The organism is Bacillus nitratireducens (genome assembly GCF_001884135.1).
GTDB lineage: Bacteria > Bacillota > Bacilli > Bacillales > Bacillaceae_G > Bacillus_A > Bacillus_A nitratireducens.
The window spans coordinates 65274-87867 of the sequence record NZ_MAOC01000090.1 but is presented as its reverse complement, the minus strand read 5'-3'; the positions used below and the strand labels follow the sequence as shown (position 1 = coordinate 87867).

At 36.6% G+C, this 22594-nt stretch carries 24 protein-coding genes; 3 read left to right on the top strand and 21 right to left on the bottom strand.

The features are described 5' to 3' along the window. Positions 1–177: 177 nt before the first annotated feature. Positions 178–639: a SprT family protein gene (locus tag BAU23_RS24840; protein ID WP_000344230.1), complete on the bottom strand. Its 462-nt coding sequence runs from the start codon at positions 637–639 to the stop codon at positions 178–180. Between the two features lie 210 nt (positions 640–849). On the opposite strand from BAU23_RS24840, the gene cmpA reads away from it, so the two are divergent. After that, positions 850–966 (top strand): cortex morphogenetic protein CmpA, encoded by a 117-nt coding sequence (gene cmpA, locus BAU23_RS29490; RefSeq protein ID WP_001143642.1) that lies wholly within the window; start codon positions 850–852, stop codon positions 964–966. 57 nt (positions 967–1023) lie between these two features. Here cmpA and BAU23_RS24835 read toward each other — a convergent pair whose 3' ends face one another. The 6 genes from BAU23_RS24835 to acpS all read right to left on the bottom strand — a co-directional run bounded on the left by BAU23_RS24835 (position 1024) and on the right by acpS (position 6969). Next, positions 1024–3192 (bottom strand): Tex family protein, encoded by a 2169-nt coding sequence (locus BAU23_RS24835; RefSeq protein WP_002074201.1) that lies wholly within the window; start codon positions 3190–3192, stop codon positions 1024–1026. Between the two features lie 68 nt (positions 3193–3260). After that, complete coding sequence (ndoA, locus tag BAU23_RS24830) at positions 3261–3611, bottom strand: type II toxin-antitoxin system endoribonuclease NdoA (protein ID WP_000635965.1); 351 nt, start codon at positions 3609–3611, stop codon at positions 3261–3263. A gap of 4 nt (positions 3612–3615) precedes the next feature. Further along, positions 3616–3903: an antitoxin EndoAI gene (locus BAU23_RS24825; protein WP_000004570.1), complete on the bottom strand. Its 288-nt coding sequence runs from the start codon at positions 3901–3903 to the stop codon at positions 3616–3618. 311 nt (positions 3904–4214) lie between these two features. After that, on the bottom strand, positions 4215–5384 hold the full coding sequence (gene alr / locus BAU23_RS24820; protein WP_000390592.1) for an alanine racemase: 1170 nt from the start codon (positions 5382–5384) through the stop codon (positions 4215–4217). Positions 5385–5502: 118 nt separating this feature from the next. Then, the gene (locus BAU23_RS24815) at positions 5503–6453 is read right to left on the bottom strand and encodes a LolA family protein (RefSeq protein WP_002074203.1); all 951 of its coding nucleotides are present in this window, start codon (positions 6451–6453) and stop codon (positions 5503–5505) included. A 156-nt stretch (positions 6454–6609) separates the two neighbouring features. Continuing rightward, positions 6610–6969: a holo-ACP synthase gene (gene acpS / locus BAU23_RS24810; RefSeq protein WP_000635042.1), complete on the bottom strand. Its 360-nt coding sequence runs from the start codon at positions 6967–6969 to the stop codon at positions 6610–6612. A 92-nt stretch (positions 6970–7061) separates the two neighbouring features. On the opposite strand from acpS, the gene BAU23_RS24805 reads away from it, so the two are divergent. After that, complete coding sequence (locus BAU23_RS24805; RefSeq protein WP_000907062.1) at positions 7062–7634, top strand: rhomboid family intramembrane serine protease; 573 nt, start codon at positions 7062–7064, stop codon at positions 7632–7634. Here the strand turns inward: BAU23_RS24805 and uvsE are convergent. From uvsE to BAU23_RS24745, 12 genes are all read right to left on the bottom strand, one after another. Further along, a complete protein-coding gene (gene uvsE, locus BAU23_RS24800; RefSeq protein WP_000961172.1) occupies positions 7627–8589 on the bottom strand; it encodes a UV DNA damage repair endonuclease UvsE in 963 nt (320 codons plus the stop codon). The two genes, BAU23_RS24805 and uvsE, sit on opposite strands and share 8 nt — an antisense overlap. A 92-nt stretch (positions 8590–8681) precedes the next feature. Then, on the bottom strand, positions 8682–10274 hold the full coding sequence (gene cshA / locus BAU23_RS24795; protein ID WP_000206606.1) for a degradosome RNA helicase CshA: 1593 nt from the start codon (positions 10272–10274) through the stop codon (positions 8682–8684). Between the two features lie 304 nt (positions 10275–10578). Then, positions 10579–11955 carry a UDP-N-acetylmuramoyl-tripeptide--D-alanyl-D-alanine ligase gene (murF, locus tag BAU23_RS24790; protein ID WP_000610679.1) on the bottom strand — a complete coding sequence of 459 codons (1377 nt, stop codon included), beginning with the start codon at positions 11953–11955 and terminating at the stop codon, positions 10579–10581. A gap of 60 nt (positions 11956–12015) precedes the next feature. Next, positions 12016–13101 (bottom strand): D-alanine--D-alanine ligase, encoded by a 1086-nt coding sequence (locus BAU23_RS24785; RefSeq protein ID WP_000161423.1) that lies wholly within the window; start codon positions 13099–13101, stop codon positions 12016–12018. 301 nt (positions 13102–13402) lie between these two features. Beyond that, positions 13403–14677, bottom strand: a complete 1275-nt coding sequence (locus tag BAU23_RS24780; RefSeq protein WP_000799731.1) for an MDR family MFS transporter — start codon at positions 14675–14677, stop codon at positions 13403–13405. Positions 14678–14910: 233 nt separating this feature from the next. Beyond that, positions 14911–16083: a homogentisate 1,2-dioxygenase gene (locus BAU23_RS24775; RefSeq protein ID WP_000499912.1), complete on the bottom strand. Its 1173-nt coding sequence runs from the start codon at positions 16081–16083 to the stop codon at positions 14911–14913. Continuing rightward, complete coding sequence (locus tag BAU23_RS24770; RefSeq protein ID WP_071735330.1) at positions 16049–17005, bottom strand: fumarylacetoacetate hydrolase family protein; 957 nt, start codon at positions 17003–17005, stop codon at positions 16049–16051. The genes BAU23_RS24775 and BAU23_RS24770 overlap by 35 nt, the downstream gene beginning before the upstream one ends. A 66-nt stretch (positions 17006–17071) precedes the next feature. Further along, positions 17072–18190, bottom strand: a complete 1119-nt coding sequence (hppD, locus tag BAU23_RS24765) for a 4-hydroxyphenylpyruvate dioxygenase (RefSeq protein ID WP_000810917.1) — start codon at positions 18188–18190, stop codon at positions 17072–17074. Positions 18191–18575: 385 nt separating this feature from the next. After that, positions 18576–18686, bottom strand: coding sequence for a DUF3948 family protein (locus BAU23_RS24760; protein WP_001083699.1), 111 nt, complete (start codon positions 18684–18686; stop codon positions 18576–18578). A gap of 42 nt (positions 18687–18728) precedes the next feature. Further along, positions 18729–18839 (bottom strand): DUF3948 family protein, encoded by a 111-nt coding sequence (locus BAU23_RS24755; RefSeq protein ID WP_001058532.1) that lies wholly within the window; start codon positions 18837–18839, stop codon positions 18729–18731. A gap of 43 nt (positions 18840–18882) precedes the next feature. Further along, positions 18883–19002: a DUF3948 family protein gene (locus BAU23_RS24750; protein ID WP_002074222.1), complete on the bottom strand. Its 120-nt coding sequence runs from the start codon at positions 19000–19002 to the stop codon at positions 18883–18885. A gap of 33 nt (positions 19003–19035) precedes the next feature. After that, on the bottom strand, positions 19036–19155 hold the full coding sequence (locus BAU23_RS24745; protein ID WP_002009865.1) for a DUF3948 family protein: 120 nt from the start codon (positions 19153–19155) through the stop codon (positions 19036–19038). 440 nt (positions 19156–19595) lie between these two features. On the opposite strand from BAU23_RS24745, the gene BAU23_RS24740 reads away from it, so the two are divergent. Then, positions 19596–20468: a Cof-type HAD-IIB family hydrolase gene (locus BAU23_RS24740; RefSeq protein WP_071735328.1), complete on the top strand. Its 873-nt coding sequence runs from the start codon at positions 19596–19598 to the stop codon at positions 20466–20468. Positions 20469–20650: 182 nt separating this feature from the next. On the opposite strand, the gene BAU23_RS24735 is transcribed toward BAU23_RS24740, so the two are convergent. Together BAU23_RS24735 and BAU23_RS24730 are read right to left on the bottom strand one after the other, a co-directional pair. Continuing rightward, positions 20651–21616: an ABC transporter ATP-binding protein gene (locus BAU23_RS24735; protein ID WP_071735326.1), complete on the bottom strand. Its 966-nt coding sequence runs from the start codon at positions 21614–21616 to the stop codon at positions 20651–20653. After that, a complete protein-coding gene (locus tag BAU23_RS24730; RefSeq protein WP_000085620.1) occupies positions 21616–22593 on the bottom strand; it encodes an ABC transporter ATP-binding protein in 978 nt (325 codons plus the stop codon). Before BAU23_RS24730 ends, BAU23_RS24735 begins: the two co-directional genes overlap by 1 nt. Position 22594: the final 1 nt, after the last annotated feature.

The following is a 22594-nucleotide window of genomic DNA, read 5'->3' as shown; positions in this document are numbered from 1 at the left end:
TAGGACTCGAACCTACGACCGATCGGTTAACAGCCGATAGCTCTACCACTGAGCTACTGCGGAATAATGAAGACAATTTGTATCTTATAAAAATTATCACCGTAAGTCAAGAGATTTTTTCACAACATCTTGTGCAAACGTGACATGTTTATAATATACTGGATTGCGTTTTCACTGTCAAGATGTTTTCACTACCAGTTTTAGTTGCCCTCTACACTTTCCACATACATATCTTTGTGTATTTATTTGACGCCTTCTTACATATTGAAGTGAGCATCTCGTACATTCATACGTATAAACTTTTGTTTCCTTCTTCTCTTCATTAATCATTCGTTTACAAAAACGGGGTGCCCCTACCTTCTTTAATAACTCACGAAAATCTCTATCTCGGTGCTTATACCCTTTTCCTGTGATATGTAGGTGATAATGACAAAGTTCATGTTTAACAATCCCGACTAAATCTTCTTTGCCATACATTTCGTAATATCGATAATTCAGTTCTATATTATGAGTATTCAATAGATAACGCCCACCAGTTGTACGTAACCTACTATTAAACATCGCTTTATGTAAAAACGGCATCCCAAAGTATTGTAACGATACCTCTTCCACTAACCCCTGAATTTCTTGCTCATCCATTCCTCATTCCTCCTAAACAAAAAAATATTTTTACACTTTTCTCCCTTCCTATACATATATTAAATAGTACATATACCCATCCTCATTCAAGAAGCGTGATTTCTAAAAATAAAGCATTGATAGAAATCCACTCACCAACCTCTCATCAATATTTCTTTAACTAATTAAGAAGAGATGTTTGAGAGCAGGATTAAACAAGGAGGGATTCCTATGCCTACGTGGCTAAAGAAACAAATGCAACGTGCATACTTCGAAAAAAACCGGTATCAAATCAAATTACTAAATGAATGCTGGTTTTATTATAGTAAAATACATCAAAGCTCATAATCAACGAAACTTTCCTATCCATAAAAAGAGAGCAGTTTCATCTGCTCTCTTTACTTACTATTCAATTGGTAACATCGATAATGCAACACGACCCTTTTTCGTATCAATATCATCTACCCATACTTTTACAATTTGCCCTACGGATACAACATCTAACGGATGCTTTACAAACTGTTTGCTGAGTTTAGAAATATGTACTAAGCCATCTTGCTTTACACCTATATCAACAAAGGCACCGAAATCAACAACATTACGAACCGTTCCCTCTAACTCCATACCACGCTTTAAATCTTCTAATTTCAAAATCCCTTTTTTCAGAAGTGGTTTTGGCAACTCATCCCTCATATCTCGTTCTGGACTAATTAAAGCATCGATAATATCAACCAAAGTCGGCTCGCCAATCTCCGTCTCTTGAGATAATTTAGAAACATCTACTCCCTCTAAACTCTTCTGCAAGTTCGGTTTACCTACATCATTCTTTGATAACCCTAGACTTTTTAATAGCAATTCAACATTTTTATATTGTTCTGGATGAATCCCTGTGCGATCTAACGGATTCGCCCCTTCTAATATACGTAAAAATCCAATACATTGTTCATATGTTTTCGCACCTAAACGAGGAATTTTCTTTAATTCAGTACGCTTCGTAAATTTCCCATCTTCCTCACGCTTAGCTACAATATTTTTTGCAACTGTTTTTGATAATCCTGAAACATATTGTAACAACGCAACTGAAGCTGTATTTACATTAACGCCAACTTGGTTAACAGCTGTCTCTACCACAAATGTTAACGATTCATTTAATCTTTTTTGTGATACATCATGTTGATATTGTCCTACCCCTACAGATTTAGGGTCAATTTTCACTAGCTCAGCAAGCGGATCTTGTAGACGCCTCCCAATAGAAACGGCACTTCTTTCTTCAACCTGTAAATCCGGGAACTCCTCACGAGCTAAATCAGATGCTGAATATACACTAGCACCCGCTTCATTTACAATAATATAAAATACATCCCGTTTTACATTTTGTAGTACATCTACTATAAATTCTTCCGTTTCTCTAGAAGCTGTACCATTTCCAATTGCTATCATTTCAACTTGATATTTATCTATAATTGAAAGAACTTTCTTTTTTGCATCCTCATATTTACGAACAGGTGGATGCGGATAAATAACATCTATATTAAGAACTTTCCCTGTATCATCTACTACTGATAATTTACAACCTGTTCTATATGCCGGATCTACCGCTAGCACAACTTTCCCTTTCATTGGAGGCTGTAATAATAAATTACGTAAATTCTCAGAGAAAATATGAATCGCTTGTTCTTCAGCGGTTTCTGTTAATTCTTTACGAATTTCTCTTTCTATTGAAGGTTGAATTAATCGTTTATATCCATCTTCAATCGCTAATTGTACATAGTGTGCACTTTTAGAAGCTTCATCACGAATCATTTTTTTATGTAAAAACTGATTAATTTCCTCAGTCGGTGTAACAACAGAAACTCTTAATACATCTTCCTTTTCACCACGATTCATCGCTAACACTCGATGCGGCACTATTTTTTGCAACGGTTCTTCATAGTCATAATACATTTCATATATATTCTTTTCATCTTTTTCTTTATCTTTTACAGATGAAGACATAATCCCTTTTCGGAAAGTAGTATTCCGAATCCAACTACGATATGACGCATTATCCGAAACAAGTTCCGCAATAATATCTTGCGCACCTTGCAACGCATCCTCTGCAGATTCCACTTCTTTTTCTCCATCAACAAATTCCATAGCCTTCTCTGCTGGATTTTCTTTTTTATATAACAATAGCCACTCAGCTAACGGTTCTAATCCCTTTTCTTTAGCTATTGTAGCTTTCGTTCTTCTTTTTTCTTTATAAGGACGATATAAATCTTCTACTTCCTGAAGTTTTGTTGCAGCAACAATATGACGACGCAATTCTTCGGTTAGTTTCCCCTTTTCACCAATAAGACGAAGAACCTCTTCTTTCCTATCTTCTAGTTGCATCATATATTGCCATCTTTCTAAGATTGCACGAATTTGCACCTCATCTAGAGATCCTGTCCATTCTTTTCGGTAACGAGCGATAAATGGAACTGTGTTACCTTCTTCTGTTAATTGAATAACATGACGAACTTGCTTTTCTGTAAAGCCTAATTCTTTCACTAACATTTTCATTAACCCTTGTCGATTATCTACCATTTCCATATCCAACCGTAACCTCCTCTATAATAAAAAAAAGTTGCCCTGTAAAGAGAGCAACTTAAACTGCCGATTTAAAAATCTATTAGTCCTAAACTAATTTGTAACGCTTCATCTACACGACTCATCATCACTTCATCCAAATGAGTGATTTTGTCCGTTAAGCGTTGCTTATCGATTGTTCGAATCTGCTCAAGTAAAATAACAGAATCTCTCTCAAAACCGTACTTTTTCGCATCAATTTCCACATGAGTGGGTAATTTCGCTTTTTGAATCTGTGCAGTAATAGCCGCTACAATCACAGTCGGACTAAAACGATTTCCGATGTCATTTTGAATGACAAGAACCGGACGAACGCCTCCTTGCTCAGAACCAACAACTGGGGAAAGGTCTGCAAAATACACGTCGCCGCGTTTTACAATCAAAATATTACCCCCCGCTAACTAAGCGTTCTACTGTATGAGCTGCTTCATACTCTGCTAAGAAAGCTTCCGATGCAATACCAAGATTAATTTTTCCCATTTCAATGTACCCACGTCGCATTGATTCATGTTGGTAGCGTTTCTTCGTCTTATGTTGACGCAATAACAGTTGTGTTGCCTGGCAAATTAGTTCATGGCGATTCTTATTCTCTTGTTTTCCAATTCCGTCCAATTCCGTTACCATTTGCTTTGGTAACCGAACCACGATTTCAGTAGTTACACTTGATTCGGACACAAAAATACACCTCCACCGTCAACTACACACCCAAATATATATATGACACCTATTGTAATAATACCATTGTATGGAGCCTGTTGCAAAGACTTCCTTATTCCTTGCTTATGTTTTCCAATTCATAAATAAAACATTCATCTTCTTTTACTTTTTATCTCTTCCAAACAAGAAATAAAGCAATCCTTCAGTAATATTTCATTGTAACTTATATTAATAACAATTATAAAAAGAAGCTCCCCAGCAACAAAGAGCCTATTCTTTATTAGTGAAACTCCTCCAAATGACGAGATGCTGAGTAATAATACCTTCTTCTATATATTGTTCAAATAATTGATTACTTCTACAACTTTACCATGTCGTATAAATATTCTCGGTACACGGAAGCTTATCGTCGCGATAATTTCATAATTTATAGTCCCGGAATATTCAGCAACCTCGGTAGCACTAATATACTCATCTCCCTGTCTTCCAATGAGTGTAACTTTCGTACCAAGTGGAACTTCACAAGGCAGATGTATCATGAGTTGATCCATTGTTACTCGCCCTACAATCGGTACCCTTTCACCATTTACAAGCACTTCAAATCCTTGCAATCTTCTAAGCCAACCATCTGCATATCCAATCGCAACTGTCGCTATCCATTCTTCAGTTCTTGTTCGATATGTGACATTATAACTAATCCCATCCCCTTTAATCACTTGCTTAATATGAGCAACTTTCGTATGAAGCGACAACGCTGGTTCCAATTTAAATGGTAAAAAAGGACGTATTTCTACAGATGGGGATAGTCCATACATCGCAATACCAATTCGCACTGCATTAAATGTAATCCCTTGAAACCTTAACGTTGCAGCACTATTGGCTGTATGGACAAATTTAGGGTTCACTCCAGATTCTTTCAACCAACTTAACTGCTGCAAGAATGTATTATATTGCTTATCAAAGTAAGAAGTCTCAACCTCATCGGCTGTTGCAAAATGTGTATATACTCCTTCTAACTCTAAAAATGGCGCGCCTTCTAAACTCTTTAAGAACCCCTTTAATTCTTTACGTTCACGTATTCCAATTCTCCCCATACCACTATCAAAATTAATATGGAATTTCATTATTGATGAACCATCCCAAAGCTTTATCGCGTCTTCCACCCATTCTTTTTGAAAAACAGTTAATGCTACATCATTTTCAGCAGCAACATTTACATCACGGGGTGGGGAAGGACCTAACACTAAAATCGGTGCAGTAATACCAGCCCTCCGAAGCACTAAAGCTTCATCTAAAAAAGCAACTGCTAATCTTGTTGCCCCTGCTTCTAATGCGGTTTTAGCCACTGGTACATAATCGTGCCCATATGCATTCGCTTTAACTACAGCAAAAATTTCTACATCACTTGGAATGAACTCTTTAATATGCGTAACATTGTTATAGATCGCATCTAAATCCACTTCCACCCAAGTGTCACGGTAAAACGGTGCTTCTTCCATAAATACACTTCCTTATACACGATATGCGAAGCTTATTCTTTTATATGCTTCTTTTTATGAAATCCACCTTCAAACTAAGAAAAGACGTGGTGCACATATATCACCACGTCTAAGAAGTTTACTTCACCTGCTTCGCTGTAACCGATCGAGCAACCATCAATAACTCATTCGGCTCTAAACCTTTAGACACGAGCATATATTCTACTCCATTATGCGACCATGTTACAGAATCTTTCGTCAATGCACCAATCGTGAAGCCAAGGTCAACTGGCTCTCCACTTACACTTACCGCTGATGAAGCCTCTGCAACTTTTGCCTTTTCTTGTATTAAAGTAAAAGATTTCTTACCTCCAGTATATGTGAGTAGCGTACGCTTGCCACTGGCTGTCTTCAACTCTTCTTCCTCTTTCAACGTCATGCCTTGCGGCGTGTCACGTGGATACAAAATAGCAAACGGTTTGTCTTCTTTCGCTGTTGTCTGAACATCTACTTGTGCTCTGGACATATTTTGTTTCGTATCAAATGCACCTTTATCAAACTTTGTATCAAACTTTACTTTAGTGAAATCTACTTTTACAAGGACATTTTGATCATTATCCATCAGTTTCACGGAAACTGGTGTTAAATCACTCTTCTTCAATGTAATCTCTTGTTTCGGTAACATATTTTGATGTTGATAGTTTGTTTTTGTTTTGAAAATATAATACTTATCTGTTTTCTCGAAAGTCAGGTTTTTCTTATCCTGCAAAATATCTCTCACAAGTGATTCATATAGGTAAGCCTGGCTACTATTTTGCGGCCAATCACTTTGAAAACGGAAGCTCTTATTAAGCGCAGGCGTTAATACAAATACGCCTTCATCATTCCTTAAAATAATTTGACTCTGATCCTTTTTCGCATTCTTTAAATTCACACGATAATACGAAGGTTCTTTATGCCAAATTTCTACACTGTACTCCTGCGGCTCATTTCCTGTTTTAATAGATAATTTCGCTTCAGCTTGATAACTCTTCATACCTTTAACTTTTGCCTCTAAATCTCTCACAACATCTTCCTGTTTCTTTTCCATACAGCCCGCCAACACAAAAACGGTCAATAAACCGATAAGAACTAAAAACAGACGCCTTTTCATCACTTCAGCCCCTTTGCCCCTATAAATGAATGGAAGATATGCCTTCCTTATCGCTACCTCAAATATATGAGACAAAGATATAAAATATGCAGACTAGCGTGACGAGCTTTCTAAAACAACTTGGCTAACAGCAAATTCTTTACTATGGCTAATTGATAGATGAACAATATGCTCTGTATTTGCAATAAGAATCGGCTTACCTCTATCATCATTCCTTACTTCTATATCTAAGAAACTAACTTCTTTCCCAATTCCAGTCCCTACCGCCTTAGAATACGCTTCTTTTGCTGCAAATCTTCCTGCCACAAATTCTGTAAGACGACTTCCTTTCAGCTCCTTGGCAACATTACGTTCACTTTCAGTTAAAATACGTTCCATAAATTTAAGCTTTCCATCTAGCATTTTTTCAATTCGATTCAATTCAATAATATCGATTCCAATCCCTACAATCATTTCAAAATCCCCTTCTTCTATTTAGCTTTCTGCATTCATATTGTAAGAATAACAGAGAATCTTTCTGATGCAAAAGGAGTGATACTAACAACATGCTAATACCATCTACTCGTACGCTATTACAACCAGTCATCCTCTCTTTACTTCTTATACAATTAGTCATGATTATATTGAGCGATTTTTCCCTCTTTCACATGGCAGCCTACAATGAATATATCGCTAAAGGAGAATGGTGGCGTGTCATAACTTCCCTATTTGTACACGTAGACTTACAACATTTTCTTTCCAATAGCATTTGTTTATTTGTTCTTGGTTCTTCTATCGAAAAACAACTAGGACATTTTTCTTTCATCATTATTTTTTTCCTTTCTGGCATTATCGGAAATATTTCTTCTTATATTATTATGCCTCTTGACTATATTCATGCCGGAGCATCTGGTGGCATTTTTGGATTACTAGGTGCACAATTATTTTTATTGTATAGTCGATATCGTTCTTCAAACCCAAAAGAAATTGCTATTTTTTCAGTCATGATACTTCTATTACTTTTATTTACTTTCTTTAATCCTTCCGCTAATCCTATAAGCCATTTAACAGGCTTAATAATCGGCGGCGTTTTAGCTCCCCTTTTAACAAAAAAATCCGATGGTGCAGAGCTCATTTAATATAGAAGCTCGCACCATCGACAATTTCCACATCTATTTGTTGACTTAAATCTCTCATGAGTTGAAATAAAGACTCATCCTTCTTCTTCGCCTCAATCATACAATCAATTTGCCCAACACTTCCCTTTATCCTTCTTAAAAAAGATAAGAATGTATCAACATCAATAAAATCCGCGTGTGCCCTCGGGTCTTTCTCATCTCTAGGACTAGAGATATGCATTTTAACTGGTAACAAAGATGTTTCCCACGTATGAACAACACGTGCCCAATCTTCATGCCAATCTTCCTGGTCATTATTCATCATATGATGATGCAAATCAAACACGACTGGAATATCTAATTTCTCTCCTAAATACAATGTTTCTTCTAAAGAAAAAGTCGTATCATCATTTTCTAATATAATCATCTCTTGAATACCTCTTGGAACGTTAGACCAATTTTCTATAAAGCGCTCTAATGCGAGCTCTTTATCTTTATATCCTCCGCCAACATGCAATACACATCGTTGCTTATGTTCAATTCCCATACCCTTTAATAATTTTTTGTGCATCTGCAATGTCTTTACAGATTGCTTGAAAATACTCTCCTCAGGTGAATTTAGTACAACAAAGTGATCCGGATGGAAATCAATTCGCATATTCATACGAATTGCGTACTCACCTAGCACCTTTAAATTTTCTTTTAAGGGGCGAATATAGTTCCACTCTAATAACTCCTCGTGATTCGCTAAAGGAATAAGCTTGGAACTAAGCCGAAAGAAAGATATATCATGCCCTTTATTATGCTTTAATAACCGTAAACAATTTTCCAAATTCGAATTAGCAATTCTTTCGAGCTTACGAATCGCAGCCTCTCGATCATCAATCCGCTGAAACTGTGCATATGTCATCGTTTGAGATGGAGATGCATTCTTCAAATGTACACTCATCGCGACGTACCCGAGTCTTACAAGCATATGGCACCCCTTTTCTATACGAGTTATTATGTAGTATGCACAATTACAGAAATAAAAAAAGAGAATGCCAGCAAAGGGCATTCTCTTTTTTATTAAGCTTGTGGACGGCTATGATGTTTTCTTTCGCCGCGTCCATTTGAAGAAGATCCAGGGCGACCTTGACCTTCACCTCTACGACCACGGTTACCATCACGGCTACCACCATCACGATTGCGATCACGGTTACGACCATCGCCACTGCGTCCATCACGGTTACGGTCACGGTTACGACCATCGCCACTACGACCATCACGACTACGATTACGGTTACCATCACGGTATCCGCCTCCGTTACCACCGCGTTTTTTAGAACCGCCACCTCTTGAAACAACTGGTGGTTCTGATGTTAAAGCGATTGGTGTTGTATCTGGCTCTTTTGTCATCATTTTTAAAGCAGCAGCTACTACTGTTACAGAGTCATTCTCTTCTAACATTTCTTCTGCAATACGCTTGTAGTATGATAAGTTATCATTTTCAATTGTGCTTTGAAGTTTTTCAGCGATTAAACGTTGTTGACCTTCTAGTGCCTCGTCAAGTGTCGGTGCTTCCATACGGTCAACCTTACGTTTTGTTGTACGCTCGATATTTTTTAATTGTCCTGATTCACGTGGTGTTACAAATAACATTGCAATACCTTTTTTACCTGCACGGCCAGTACGACCGATACGGTGAACGTATGATTCTGGATCTTGTGGGATATCGAAGTTGTATACGTGTGTTACGCCTGAAATATCAAGACCACGCGCAGCAACGTCCGTTGCAACAAGAACTTCAATAGCACCTTCTTTAAATTTACGTAATACAGACATACGTTTCGCTTGTGTTAAATCACCATGAATACCTTCTGCTGCATAACCACGTAAGTTTAATGCTTCTGATAATTCATCAACACGACGCTTTGTACGACCGAATACGATCGCAAGCTCTGGAGATTGAATATCTAGTAAGCGTGTTAACACGTCAAACTTTTTCTTTTCTTGCACTTCTAAATAGAACTGCTGAATGTTTGGCATTGTTACTTCTTTTGCTTTTACTTTAATGTGTTGAGGCTCAGTCATGAAGCGCTCAGCAATACGACGGATTGGATCTGGCATTGTCGCTGAGAATAATAATGTTTGATGTGTTTCTGGCACATCTGTTAAAATCGCTTCAATATCTTCAATGAAGCCCATGTTTAACATTTCATCCGCTTCATCAAGAACAACAGTCTCAACGTTTTGTAAACGAAGTGTTTTACGGTTAATATGATCTAAAATACGACCCGGCGTACCAACAATAATGTGTGGGTGTTTTTTTAGAGCACGAATTTGGCGGTTAATATCTTGACCACCGTAAATTGGTAAAATACGAACACGTTTATGTTTACCAATTTTGTATAGCTCTTCTCCAACTTGGATTGCTAATTCACGCGTTGGCGCGATAACAATACCTTGAACTGCTTCTTTACGAGTATCTACTTTATCTAATAGCGGTAATCCAAATGCTGCTGTTTTCCCTGTACCTGTTTGCGCTTGCCCAATAATATCTTTACCTTGCAATGCATGTGGGATTGTTTCAGCTTGAATCGGCGTAGCCTCTTCAAAGCCCATACTTTCAACAGATTGCAATAAAGATTCACTTAATCCTAATTCTCGAAATGTTGTCAATGTTACTTCTCCTTTTCTATCCTATACTTATCATTTAAAAAAAGGCATTTTCCGAATTGGCGGAAAAGCCCTTTTCCTGAATGCTCACGTATATAAACGGGCGTATTTCTACACGAAAATACTTCTAAACGTTATTACACTTTATCAATTATAAGTTTTGTATGTGCAAAAAGCAAACCCAACTGTTACCTTATTTTCATATTCAGAGCTTTTTTCTTCACTTTTATTTTTTTATATTTACTGTAAGCGCTTATTATAAGTTTCCTCTATTTTCGTAGCTATCATCCCTGTTTATATACACCAATTATTTCAACATCGTAATTATTTCTTCTAATTTCATGCCGCGAGATGCCTTTATTAATACAACATCTTTCACATCAACTACTGCTTGTAACTCTTTTACTAGCTCTTCTTTATTATCATACGCCTTTACACGTTCATTAGGGAAGTTAATTTTCGCTCCTTCAGCAATTTGAGCCCCTAATCTACCATATGTGAATACATATGAAATTTTTGCCGGGTCGATTAATTTACCTACCTCATAATGGAATTGTACTTCTTGATCACCAAGTTCTAGCATATCACCAAGTACAACAATTTTTTTAGCAAATCCATCTAAACCATTCATTAGGTGGAACGCTGCTTCCATAGCCGTTGGACTTGCATTATAAGCATCATTGATAATTGTTAAACCACTATTTGTTTTTACAATTTCCATACGCATGCCTGTCATTTGAAGCGTTACTAAACCTTTTTTCATTTCTTCCCATGTTACACCAAAATGTTTCGCAATTGCCATTGAAGCAAGTGTATTATACACATTATGTTTCCCTAACACTGGTATATAAAATGAAATATTTTCTTCTCTATTCATTTTAAAATGCGTTCCAGTTGCCTGTAATGTTACAGTAGTTGGATAATAATCATTTGCTCTTGCATCACCAAACGTAACTGTTTCCGCTGCTAAATTCATTTCAGGAACACGATTCGTTAATAATGGCTCATCTCCGTTATATACGAACACTCCACCTTCTTGTAACCCTGTCACAATTTCTAATTTCGCTTCTGCAATCGCCTCACGAGAGCCTAAATCCATTAAATGCGCCTCACCAATATTCGTGATAATAGCCGCATTAGGACGAGCTAGCTTAGATAGGAATTCAATTTCCCCGCGGCTTGACATACCCATTTCTAATACAGCAACTTCTGTATTTTCTTCTAGGTTTAAAATAGTAAGAGGTAAACCGATATGATTATTGAAATTACCTTCTGTTTTTTGAACTTTAAATTTAGTTGCAAGAAGACTCGTTACAATATCCTTCGTAGACGTTTTACCGTTACTACCTGTTACACCAACAACTTTAACATCCAGTTGATCGCGATAGTTTTTCGCTAACATTTGTAACGCTGATAGCGTATCCTCTACAAAAATAACAGGAAGATTCTCAGGCGGATTTGCTACACCTTTCATCCATAATGTAGCAACAGCCCCACTTTCAACAGCTTTATCTACAAAAGCATGTCCATCGAAACGTTCACCTTGAATCGGAACATATAAGTTTCCCTTTTCAATTTTTCTCGTATCAATAGACACTCCTTTTATAGTAATTCCCTCATACTGCTTTGCTAATCCAGTACCATTTATCATCTGTTCTACTTGTTTTAACGTTCGGTTTATCATGAAAACACTCCTTACATAGAGGAAGCACTATTCCTTCGAATAGTGCTTCCTCCTTTTTTGTTAGATTGTATATTTAATTTTTTGTTTTTCTTCGTGACGCTCAATCGCTAAATTAATTAGCTCTTCAATTAATTTTGGATACGGTAATCCAGTATGCTGCCATAATAGAGGGAACATACTAAACGGCGTAAATCCTGGCATTGTGTTCACTTCGTTAATATATACTTCTCCGTCTTTCGTTAAGAAGAAATCAGCTCGTGTTAAGCCAGCACCATCTAATGATTGGAATGCAACAATTGCATCTCGCTTAATTACATCAGACTCTTCTTCTGTCATTTCAGCTGGAATAATTAATGCTGTATCACCATCGATGTATTTCGACTTATAATCATAGAAGTCCTTTTTCGGTACAATTTCACCTACAACTGAACATTTTGGCTCATCATTACCTAGTACACCAACTTCTACTTCACGCCCAACAATATTTTCTTCTACAATAATTTTGCGGTCAAATTGGAATGCCTCTTCAAATGCATTCTCAAGTTCTTCACGATCTTTACACTTATTAATACCAACACTTGAACCAAGGTTTGCTGGTTTTACGAAGCAAGGATATCCTAACTTCTCTTCTACTTTGTCATAAGCTTCTTCGCGATTTTTTTCCCATGCACTACGAATGAAAGATGCATATTTCGCTTGTTTTAAACCAGCTTCTGCAAAGATATTTTTCATAACGACTTTATCCATACCGGCAGATGATGCTAAAACACCATTTCCTACATAAGGAATGTTCATTAATTCTAATAACCCTTGAACCGTTCCATCTTCACCGTTTGGTCCATGTAGTAATGGGAAAATAACGTCGATAGCATTTTCCTCAGAAGTTTCAGCTGGAATAATTTCCGTGCTTAATGATAACGGAGAAATTGCATTTTCTGCACCGCTCATTTTTAAAGCTTCAACATCTGTTACTTCACCTTCAATACGCTCACCGCGTACCCATTGACCTTGTTCTGTAATATAAATTGGATGAATCTCGAATTTATCTTGATTTAATGCTTTAATAGCAGCAAGAGCCGTTTGTAACGAAACTTGATGCTCAGCTGATTTTCCACCGTATAATAAACCTAATTTAATTTTTGTCACTGAAATCACCCTAACCAATTGTTTTCATTTTTCTATTTTAGCACTTTTTATAAAAATAGGTAGTTCCTATTTGAAATAAAATGTAACTTCCACAAATAATTAAATGACACCACTTATTGGTTTTCTACACTTTTCCTCTTTAATTTTCTACACACCTAAACAAAATTAAACTTTACAGTAAGATTTCTATCTAATCTGGTTATGTACCTAAAATATGTAGAAATCCACTTTTTGTGTATGTCATCTATATTACCCTACCATTTGTGGAGAATGAAAAAACACTGATTAAAGTTTCATTTTATTAAGAAGACTGTTTTGTAGGCGTATCCTTTTGCCTCTGCTCAACAAGACGATCTAAAGAAACATATACAAAGCCTGCAACTACACACCCTACACTTAAAATTGTAAATAAGTAGTGACCAAGCAAACGATCCAATAGAAAACCACCAAGGAGTGGACCGAATGCACTTCCTGTAATCCACTGCAAACTCGCCGCCCCCATATAGGTTCCTCTCAAATGCTCAGGGGCCAAATTCGCTACAAACGTCATCTGTACAGGCGACATAATCATCTCGCCTAACGTATATATGGCATAAACAAACATTAACGTCATTAAAATAATTGTAGCATTTGTATCAAATTCTCCAAACCACTTCGGTAACCACCCTATAAAAAACAAACCAATTCCAAACAAACACGCACCGTATAACATCGTTTTTCCGACAGGTTTATCTGTCGCCCATTTTGAAATTTGGAATTGAAATAAAACAACTAATAGACCATTTAATGCCATTAAATATGGGTATGGATTGTTGACTCCAAAAATTCCCTTCATTTCGTTATCAAAGTGCAGCGGCAACATGCCTTCTGTTTGAGAGAACCCCATAGAAATAATGATCCCCGCTAACAAATAAATCATTAACGCCTTATCTCTCATTAAAATTTTCCAAACTGCTCCGGATTCCTTCTCTTTATTTTTTTCCGTCATCTCCGTAATTTTTGGCATTGTTTCTTTAATAAGTACTAACACTAGTAGCGCATAAAACAACATAGCGGAGGAAGCAATAATAAACACGAGGTTCTTTGATAAAACAACCACCGATGCTCCCATTATCGGTCCAATTGCAGCACCAATATTGTGTCCCATTCGCAATAAACCATATGCTTCTGTTCTTTTTTCTGGCGCCGTCACATCTGCAACCATCGCTGATGCCGCTGGGTGAAATAGCGAATTACTTAGCCCTAAAAAAATAGATAAAATGGCATATGGAATAAACCCTTCTATAAATAAAAAACCGAGCATTAATAATGCATTACTCGCCATTGAAAATATCATAATTGGCTTTCTTCCATATATATCAGCTATTCTTCCGCCTATAAGCGAGCCAAAGCTTGCAGCAATTGGAGAAAGCGCCATAATAATCCCAACTTGTAATAAAGAATCTACCTTATCTTTTAAATATAGTGCAAAAAAAGGCATTAACATCATCATCGCAATTCCGTTCAATGTCTCACCGATAAATCGAATCCATACGTTACGATCCATCTCTCTTAACTCACGCCATGTATTTTTCATAAATTCCCCCCTTAGTTCCCCAACAATTATATTATATATAATTAGAAAAATGTAAATTTTCAAACACAAAATCCAGCCACAACAACCCCTGTCGAAATAAATAGAAATTCTTCTGAATATGCACGATCCTTATCATTCTTTCTATATATCTTTCTATAACTTTTTTTGGTATTATTATACATGTCGATTCCATAAAAGAGGCATGCTCACTAAGGGAGCATGCCTCTTTTTACTTATTTCACAGTATATGAACCCTCTTCAATCCAGCTATACATGTACTTTTCATCTTCCGTTTCATGTGCTTGTTTTACAATACGAAGCGGACGGAATGTATCTATCATAACAGCCAGTTCAAGTGTCTCTTTCTTCCCTATACTCGCTTCTGTTTTCCCTGGATGTGGCCCATGCGGAATCCCGCTTGGATGAAGCGTAATAGATCCTTCTTCTACACCCTTTCGGCTCATAAAATTACCTTCTACATAGTACAGTACTTCATCACTATTCACATTACTATGATAATATGGTGCCGGAATAGATTCTGGATGATAATCGTATAAACGCGGTACGAAAGAGCAAATGACGAAATTATGCCCTTCGAATGTTTGATGTACTGGTGGCGGCTGATGAATACGACCTGTAATTGGCTCAAAATCCTCCACATTAAAGACCCACGGATATAGATAACCATCCCACCCAACAACATCTAGCGGATGGTGCCCTAAAACATGCTTATGCATATAGCCTCTCGACTTTGTCATTACGACAAACTCACCTTTTTCATCATATGTCTCCAATTTCTCCGGTCCACGCATATCTCTTTCACAAAACGGACTATGTTCTAACAATTGCCCATATTCATTACGATAGCGACTTGGTGTTGTAATTTGGCTATTTGCCTCTACAACAAGAAACTTAGTCTCTCCCTCATCTGGAATAACACGATAAATCGTTCCGATTGGAATTGTTACATAATCACCTTTTCTATAGTGAATCGTTCCAAACATCGTTTCAATTTTTCCTGTTCCATAATGAACAAATAACATTTCATCGCCATCACCATTACGGTAAAAATAATCCATTTTTTCTGTCGGACTCACTACTCCAATTAATAAATCCTCATTCCCAAGCATAAAGTTTCTTCCGCTTACTGCATCACCAGTTTTTTTATTTTCTTTCGTACGGAAATGACGATGAGCAAGAGCAACATCCTCTTCATACTGTAACTGACAAGAATGCGATAATGCCGCATGCCCTACTTCTGTTGGCATATAATGATGATACAAAATAGACTGGGTACCAGAGAAACCTTTTGTCCCCATTACCTGCTCACGATAAAGCGATCCATCTTTTTTACGAAATTGTACATGTCGTTTATGAGGTAGCTCCCCCATGTGACGATAAAACATGCCCATCACCCGCTTTCATGTCTTTTTTGACCGTATTACGTAACGTACCTAAACCAGTAATCGACAGCTCTACAACATCTCCATCTTGTAGCCACTCTTCTGTACCAAGCTCTAAAATACATCCTGTCCCTACTGTCCCAGAACCAATCACATCTCCTGGATATAACGTAACGTCTTCCGAAGCACGTTCAATCATTTCAGCAAATGTATAATAAATATCTTGGAAATTTCCTTTTGATAATATCTTTCCATTTACATGAGCAGTCATCTCTAAATCATAACAATTACCGTTACGATAAACGTCTAATTCCTCTTTCGTAACGAGATACGCTCCTAATGAAGTTGCAAAATCCTTTCCTTTCGCTGGTCCAAGCCCTACTTTCATTTCTGTTGCTTGTAAGTCCCTTGCACTCCAGTCGTTCATAATGCAGTAACCAAAAATATATTCCTCTGCTTGTTCACGAGAAATGTTTCGTCCTTCTTTCCCAATTACGCAAGCAATCTCTAACTCATAATCAAGCTTTTTAGACTTCTTCGGGCCAATAACAAAATCATCTGGTCCAATAACAGCACGGTGGTTCGTAAAATAAAAAACCGGCATATCATACCATTCAGGTACAACATCTAGCCCTCTTCGTCCGCGAGCTGTTTTTACATGCTGCTCAAATGCATAAAAATCTCGAATGCTACTCGGATTAGGAATTGCCGCTGCTAATTGTACTTCCCCTAAAGAATATATACCCTTTTCAGGATTCTTAATATTACGCAATACTTCTGCATACTCATCCGCTTTCTCTAAAAAGGCGAACATAGAAGAAGGTAATTTTCCATCACTCGCAAGATTCATATCGATTACTTTGTCACCTTCAAGCCATCCAGCTCGCATTTCTTTCGAAGGAAGACGAAATGTAACAAATTTCATCATGATTCCTCCCTATGAAAATGAAATTTCCACCAGCAAAAGAATTCTTGCTGGTGGATACAAATTTTATAAATTTCCGCGACGCTCTTGTTCTCTTTCAATTGATTCGAATAAAGCTTTAAAGTTCCCTTCACCAAATCCACGAGAACCTTTACGTTGGATGATTTCAATAAATAAAGTTGGACGATCTACAATTGGTTTCGTAAAGATTTGTAATAAATAACCTTCTTCATCACGGTCTACTAAAATCTTCAATTCTTTTAATCTATCAATTTCTTCATCAATTTTTCCAACACGTGCTGTTAACTCATCGTAATACGTATCTGGCGTATCTAAAAACTCCACGCCATTTGCACGAAGTACTTCAATTGTTTTTACAATATCACTTGTTAATAAAGCAAGATGCTGTACACCTGCTCCGTTATAGAACTCTAGATATTCTTGAATTTGTGATTTTCTTTTTCCATCTGCTGGTTCATTAATCGGAAACTTAATACGGCTTCCATTCGTCATAACTTTTGACATTAATGCCGAATACTCTGTACTAATATCATCATCGTCGAAATGGATCATTTGTTTAAAGCCCATAACATTCTCGTAATAACTAACCCACTCTTCCATTTTCTCAACGTTACCAACTACATGGTCTACAGCAATTAAACCAGACTCTTCAAATGGAATATTAAACTCAACCTTTTGGAATCCTGGCATAAATGTGCCTTTATAATTTTTACGCTCTACAAGCGTGTGAATTGTATCACCATACGTACCAATAACCGCTTTTTTCAATGTACCGTCCTCATCTGTTAACTCCTCAGGTGGAGCAATCGCAACAGCGCCACGCTTCACCGCTTCAGAGTAGGCTTTATCAACGTCATCAACAAGTAAAGCCACATCTTTCACTCCATCACCATGAGTCTTTACAAACTCTGCAATACGGCTATCGCTACTTAAAGCTCCAGATACAACAAAACGCATATTTTTTTGCACAAGAACATAAGATACCTTTTCACGGTTTCCTGTTTCTAATCCAGAATAAGCTACAATTTTGAATCCAAATGCTCTCGCAAGATAATAACTTGATTGTTTTGCATTCCCTACATAAAACTCCAAATGATCTACATCACGTACCGGAAAAAAGTCCTCCATTTGTGCAGCTAGCGTATCCATAGATTTTTGTTTCATAATATCTTCATCCCCCTGTAAATAGATTAAATGGTCCATACTTAAAACCAATCGAAAACGCTTCCAACATCAATTAATAGAAATTAGTTAGCAAGCTAACAAATTCTGACTTTTAAAATTTTCTATCTTTTCTGTCAAATTCCTCTTTTTTTCTTACATATAAAATTCGACTTTTTTCTCCTTAAAATAAAGTGAAACTTTAATCAACGGGGTTTTCATCGCCACTGGATTATTAGCCCACACCAATCGGGCTTTTACGTGATAAAGGGAGACCATTAATACTTAGAGGGATATATAGAAGAAAAACAAAAAAGACCCCAACATATTAACTACTTACTAATATGCTAGAGTCTTTATTTGTTTTGAATGATTGTATTTATATGTCTCATACTAATATATTTGCAAGGAATAGAATAAATGATGTTAATACTACCGCTCCACCTAATGATCCTAATAAATCTGTTTTTGTTACTTGTAACACTTGTTCACTGTTCATATTCCTCATTCTCCTTTCATTTTGTATGATTTAAAACTTCTATTATACTAATACACTTGATAAAAATACGATTAATGCTGTTAATACTACCGCTCCACTTGCTGATCCTAAGAAGTCACCTTTTGTTACGTTTAATACTTGCTCGTTGTTCATAATTTTCATTCTCCCTTCTCTTATTTTTGTTACAAAACTTCTATTATACTAATACGCTTGATAAAAATACGATTAATGCTGTTAATACTACCGCTCCACTTGCTGATCCTAAGAAATCACCTTTTGTTACGTTTAATACTTGCTCGTTGTTCATAATTTTCATTCTCCCTTCTCTTATTTTGTTACAAAACTTCTATTATACTAATACGCTTGATAGAAATACGATTAATGCTGTTAATACTACTGCTCCGCTTGCTGATCCTAAGAAGTCACCTTTTGTTACGTTTAATACTTGCTCGTTGTTCATATCATTCATTCTCCTTTTTATAAGTTATCTATATGTAATTTATAAGAAATGATTAATTCATAGTTTTTATGTTGCCGTTACATTAAAATTAATTACGTAACGTTTGTAACATTAATGTAACATAACTATTATTACGTTGCAATATGATTACGTAAATTTTATTACATTTTTTTTACGTTTTTTTATGAACACCCTTAAAAACCCCGTTTTAATGCATTTTCTACTAAGTTCACGTTTGTAACATTCATGTAATATTACAGTCATAAAACGAAATATAATTATATCCCTCTCTACTTTTGTTACAAATCAAAGTGAATCTTCAATAAGTAAGGTTGAATCTATCTGGTTTTCACTGGCTGCTAATGTAGGATAAAATACTATTTTTCCAAGATAAGTTTATATGTTTCCTCTATATAACTATGTATAATAAAAACAAAGAGGTGGTCATTTTGAAATTAATCGCACTAGATATGGATGGTACACTACTATCATCTAATCTTGAAATCTCCAAAGAGAACTTACAAGCTATCCAAACCGCAAAAGAAGCTGGTCATATTGTAATGATTTGTTCTGGCCGCGCGAAAGAGGACGCTTTAAAATTATTGGAAGAATATAAACTATCTCTTCCAGTTGGAGCAAGCAATGGGGCAATTGTTTATGTGGATGGAAAAGTAATTAACTCGCGTTGTTTACAAAATGATAAAGTATACAAGCTTGCAAAGTTACTAGAATCTGAAGGTTTTCCATATAAGTTGTACACAAATAAAGGAGTTTACTCTCCTTATACATGGCAAGATCAGGTTATGCAGGCATTCGAAGAAAACAAGCATACACTAGATGTTACACTTGAGGAACTTGAAAGAATTACAGAAAAACAAAAGAAATCAAACTTAATTACTGATTTCCAAAAAATCAAAGATGTTGTAAATAATCCAGAATTAGAAATATCTAAATTCTTTATTTTGACATTTAATGCTGCTCATCGTTCGCAGCTATTGCAAACTTTACAAGAAGATACGGATATTTCAGTTACTGCATCAGCTCCTACTAATGTAGAAATTATGGATAAGCATGGTCATAAAGGGAACGGCCTACAAGAAATGGCAGCTTATTTCAATATACCAATTGAAGATACTGTTGCAATCGGTGACAACTTTAATGATATGCCAATGCTACAAGTAGCCGGCTTATCAGTTGCAATGGGAAATGCTGAAGAAGATGTAAAAAAACTGTGTGACGTTGTAACATTAACAAACAATGAACATGGTGTTGCTCATGCAATCGAGCAATTTGTATTGAAACAAACTTCATCAAGTAAATAAAGTTCAACTTTAATCAGAGGTGGGGTTCCTCTGATTATTAGTTGAACCAATCGGGCTTTTACGGGCAGTTAATCTCCCACCTAACTTCCCCGCATGTGCCGAATTTTCAGGTGGGAGTCTTACTGCCCGTTAATGCGGGGTAAAAAAAGGACTCTTTCATATTTTGAAAGAGTCCTTTTCTTTTACACATGATGACAAGCAACAAAATGATCTTCACCAACATTACGAAATTCTGGCACAGTCGTTTTACAAACATCTGTAGCAAATGGGCAACGTGTATGAAAACGGCAACCTGATGGTGGATTTGCCGGACTTGGAATATCCCCTTCTAGAATAATCCGTTCTCGCTTAACTGTTGGATCCGGTATTGGCACTGCTGATAACAATGCTTTTGTATATGGATGAAGCGGATTCGCAAATAACTCATCACGTGGTGCTGTTTCCACAATAGTTCCTAAATACATAATTCCAATTTTCGTACATAAGTGCTCCACAACACTTAAATCATGTGAAATGAATAAATAGGATAATCCCTTTTTCTCCTGTAATTCACTAAACAAATTAATGATTTGCGCTTGAATAGATACATCTAATGCCGCAACAGGCTCATCAGCTACAATAAATTCTGGATCTAATACCATCGCCCTTGCAATAACGATACGTTGACGTTGCCCACCGGAAAACTCATGCGGGTACCGGTCAATATGATACGGCGCTAAACCACATAACTCCAATACTTCTATCACCTTTTCACGGACATTTTCTTTCTTCGCTAGTCCGTGAGCCAACATTGGCTCACCAAGTGCTTCTCCAATTCTCATTCTAGGATTTAATGAGCTAAATGGATCTTGGAACACGAGCTGCATATTAGGACGGTACTTTCTCAATTCCTCCTTGGATAAGGAATGAACATCGTGCCCTTTAAACTTTACTTCCCCCTCCGTTTTTTGGACGAGACGTAAAATTGTTTTTCCTATAGTTGTTTTTCCACTTCCTGATTCTCCAACGAGGCCGAACACTTCACCTTTATTAATAGTAAAACTTACTCCATCAACTGCCTTTACATGTCCAATCGTTCTACTAAATATGCCGCCTTTAATTGGAAAATACGTCTTTAAGTTTTTCACTTCTAATAATGGTTCACTCATTATTCCGCACGCTCCTCATATAACCAGCAAGCTACTTTATGGTTCTCATCATGTACATTCAGATTTGGTGCTTCTTCTTTACATATTTCCATGCAATGCTCACAACGACCACTAAAATAACAAAATTCACCTAAGCCAACTAAATTTGGAACTTGCCCTGGAATAGAATAAAGTTTATCTGTTCGTTGCCCCATTACTGGTTTTGATTTTAGCAGCCCTTGCGTATATGGATGTTTCGGATTTTGAAAGATCTCTAGTACCGGTGCCTCTTCAATAACTTTTCCACCATACATAACTACAACATAATCGGCCATTTCCGCTACAACACCTAAATCATGTGTAATTAATAAAATCGATGTTTTAAATTCCTCTTTTACTTGTCTTAGTAAATCTAATATTTGAGCTTGAATCGTAACATCAAGAGCTGTTGTCGGCTCATCTGCAATTAATAACTTTGGATTACAACTAAGTGCAACAGCAATCATAATACGTTGTAACATTCCACCGCTTAGTTCGTGCGGATAAGAATGGACAATTTCATCAGCACGAGCAATACCAACTTTACGAATTAATTCAATTGCTTTTTTGTATGCTTCGTTTTTGCTAAGTAGTTCATGCTCTCTTAACGTCTCAACAATTTGCTCTCCAACAGTAAAGACCGGATTAAGCGATGTCATCGGTTCTTGGAAAATCATCGCGATATCATTTCCTCTTAAACTACGAAGCTCTTTCTCTTTCATTCCTAAAAGACTTTTTCCTTCATAAAGAATATCACCACCAACGATGCCGCCAGATTCAGCAATAAGTCCCATAATAGATAAAGCCGTTACACTTTTCCCGCAACCTGATTCGCCTACTACACAAACTGTTTCACCTTCTCGAACTGAAAAGCTAACATGATTGACAGCCTTTACTGTACCTTCTTCCGTCTGAAAGTGTGTTTGTAAATCCTTTAGCTCTACTACTGCTCTACTCATG

Excerpts from the sequence above, each read along its gene's own strand:
- BAU23_RS24805 (WP_000907062.1), top strand. The coding sequence starts at position 7,062 with ATGCTAATACCATCTACTCGTACGCTATTACAACCAGTCATCCTCTCT.
- alr (WP_000390592.1), bottom strand. The coding sequence starts at position 5,384 with ATGGAAGAAGCACCGTTTTACCGTGACACTTGGGTGGAAGTGGATTTA.
- BAU23_RS24760 (WP_001083699.1), bottom strand. The coding sequence starts at position 18,686 with ATGAACAGTGAACAAGTGTTACAAGTAACAAAAACAGATTTATTAGGA.
- BAU23_RS24750 (WP_002074222.1), bottom strand. The coding sequence starts at position 19,002 with ATGAAAATTATGAACAACGAGCAAGTATTAAACGTAACAAAAGGTGAT.
- BAU23_RS24770 (WP_071735330.1), bottom strand. The coding sequence starts at position 17,005 with ATGAAATTTGTTACATTTCGTCTTCCTTCGAAAGAAATGCGAGCTGGA.
- BAU23_RS24745 (WP_002009865.1), bottom strand. The coding sequence starts at position 19,155 with ATGAATGATATGAACAACGAGCAAGTATTAAACGTAACAAAAGGTGAC.
- BAU23_RS24755 (WP_001058532.1), bottom strand. The coding sequence starts at position 18,839 with ATGAACAACGAGCAAGTATTAAACGTAACAAAAGGTGACTTCTTAGGA.
- BAU23_RS24775 (WP_000499912.1), bottom strand. The coding sequence starts at position 16,083 with ATGTTTTATCGTCACATGGGGGAGCTACCTCATAAACGACATGTACAA.
- acpS (WP_000635042.1), bottom strand. The coding sequence starts at position 6,969 with ATGATTGTAGGGATTGGAATCGATATTATTGAATTGAATCGAATTGAA.
- BAU23_RS24815 (WP_002074203.1), bottom strand. The coding sequence starts at position 6,453 with ATGGAAAAGAAACAGGAAGATGTTGTGAGAGATTTAGAGGCAAAAGTT.
- BAU23_RS24780 (WP_000799731.1), bottom strand. The coding sequence starts at position 14,677 with ATGAAAAATACATGGCGTGAGTTAAGAGAGATGGATCGTAACGTATGG.
- BAU23_RS24735 (WP_071735326.1), bottom strand. The coding sequence starts at position 21,616 with ATGAGTGAACCATTATTAGAAGTGAAAAACTTAAAGACGTATTTTCCA.
- uvsE (WP_000961172.1), bottom strand. The coding sequence starts at position 8,589 with ATGCTTGTAAGACTCGGGTACGTCGCGATGAGTGTACATTTGAAGAAT.
- hppD (WP_000810917.1), bottom strand. The coding sequence starts at position 18,190 with ATGAAACAAAAATCTATGGATACGCTAGCTGCACAAATGGAGGACTTT.
- BAU23_RS24730 (WP_000085620.1), bottom strand. The coding sequence starts at position 22,593 with ATGAGTAGAGCAGTAGTAGAGCTAAAGGATTTACAAACACACTTTCAG.
- BAU23_RS24835 (WP_002074201.1), bottom strand. The coding sequence starts at position 3,192 with ATGGAAATGGTAGATAATCGACAAGGGTTAATGAAAATGTTAGTGAAA.
- BAU23_RS24840 (WP_000344230.1), bottom strand. The coding sequence starts at position 639 with ATGGATGAGCAAGAAATTCAGGGGTTAGTGGAAGAGGTATCGTTACAA.
- cmpA (WP_001143642.1), top strand. The coding sequence starts at position 850 with ATGCCTACGTGGCTAAAGAAACAAATGCAACGTGCATACTTCGAAAAA.
- murF (WP_000610679.1), bottom strand. The coding sequence starts at position 11,955 with ATGATAAACCGAACGTTAAAACAAGTAGAACAGATGATAAATGGTACT.